At 68.1% G+C, this 1514-nt stretch carries 1 protein-coding gene; it reads left to right on the forward strand.

Features of this window, described 5'->3' with window-relative positions; all coding sequences use genetic code 11:
• Window positions 1-124: 124 nt before the first annotated feature.
• A complete protein-coding gene (locus AB0G14_RS35660; protein ID WP_357705212.1) occupies window positions 125-1480 on the forward strand; it encodes an IS4 family transposase in 1356 nt (451 codons plus the stop codon).
• Window positions 1481-1514: the final 34 nt, after the last annotated feature.

Raw genomic sequence — 1514 nt, forward strand, 5'->3', positions numbered from 1 at the left:
CCAACGCCGTTCAGTTAGGCGTGGGCGTGGCTGGTCAAGGGGTGTGTTGAACGGGGTTTGAGAGGCGGGGTTCCGGTATCAAGGTTTGTCACTCCAAGACAACCCGAACCAGGAACCCCGCTCGGTGGATCAGATTGCCATAACCCGGACGGTCACGGTAGCTGCCGGGCCGTTCGCGGCGGGTCACCTCGGTGAGCTGACCCGCCTCGTGCCGTTCGAGATGGTCGATGACGTGCTGGCCGCGACTCGACGTACGCAGCGACGGGTCCGCCTGTTGCCGGCCCGGGTCGTGGTGTATCTGCTGCTGGCCGGTTGTTTGTTCGCCGATTGTGGCTACCGGCAGGTGTGGGCGAAACTCGTCGCCGGTTTGCGCGGGCTGCCGGTGCCCGACCCGTGCGGCAGCGCGTTGCGGCAGGCCCGGCAACGACTCGGCGTAGCCCCGTTACGGGCCTTGTTCGACGTGCTTCGTGGCCCGGCCGCGACCAGCGCTGTCGGACAGGTGTGGTGGCGGGGTCTGCTGCCGGTCGTCGTCGACGGCACCGTGCTCGCCGTCGCGGACTCGACGGCCAACCTGCGTCACTACGTCAAACACCGGTGCAACAACGGCGGCTCCGGCTACCCGACACTGCGGCTGAGTGCGCTGCTGGCCTGCGGCACCCGCTCGGTCATCGACGCCGTGTTCGACCCGAGCACCACCGGCGAGACCGTCCAGGCACGGCAGCTCACCCGCAGCCTACGCGCCGGGATGCTGCTACTGGCCGACCGCAACTACGCCGCCGCCGACCTGATCACCGCGTTCGCCGCGACCGGAGCGGACCTGTTGATCCGCTGCAAGACCGGCCGCAGGCTCCCGTTGATCCGCCGCTACCGCGACGGCTCCTGGCTGTCGGTCATCGGCGGCCAGCCAGTACGGATCATCGAGGCCCGGATCAGCATCACCACCACCGCCGGCAGCCACACCGGCGACTACCGGCTGATCACCACCCTGCTCGACCCGTGTCGCTACCCGGCTGCCGACCTCGTCGGCCTCTACCACCAGCGGTGGGAGATCGAGACCGCCTACCTGGAACTCAAGTCCACCATCCTCGGCGGCCGGGTCCTACGCGCCCGAACCCCCGACGGCGTCGACCAGGAGATCCACGCCCTGCTGATCGTCTACCAACTACTACGCACCGCCATGGTCGACGCCACCGACAGCCGACCCGGCCTCGACCCGGACCGCGCCAGCTTCACCACCGCACTCCACGCCGCCCGCGACCAGATCGTGCACGCCGCCGGCGTCATCGCCGACACCGTCATCGACCTGGTCGGTGTCATCGGCGAACGCGTCCTGGCCAACCTGCTACCCAACCGCCGCATCCGCACGAAAACCCGCATGATCAAACGCTCGAACTCCAAGTACCAGGCCCGCGGACCCCACATCGACCGCCGCACCTACAAAGCCACCACCAGCATCGACGTCATCAGCAACGACCCTTGACCAACCAGCCAGCGCCCTAACTGAACGGCGTTGG

Source organism: Micromonospora sp. NPDC023814, from assembly GCF_040639595.1.
Lineage (GTDB): Bacteria > Actinomycetota > Actinomycetes > Mycobacteriales > Micromonosporaceae > Micromonospora.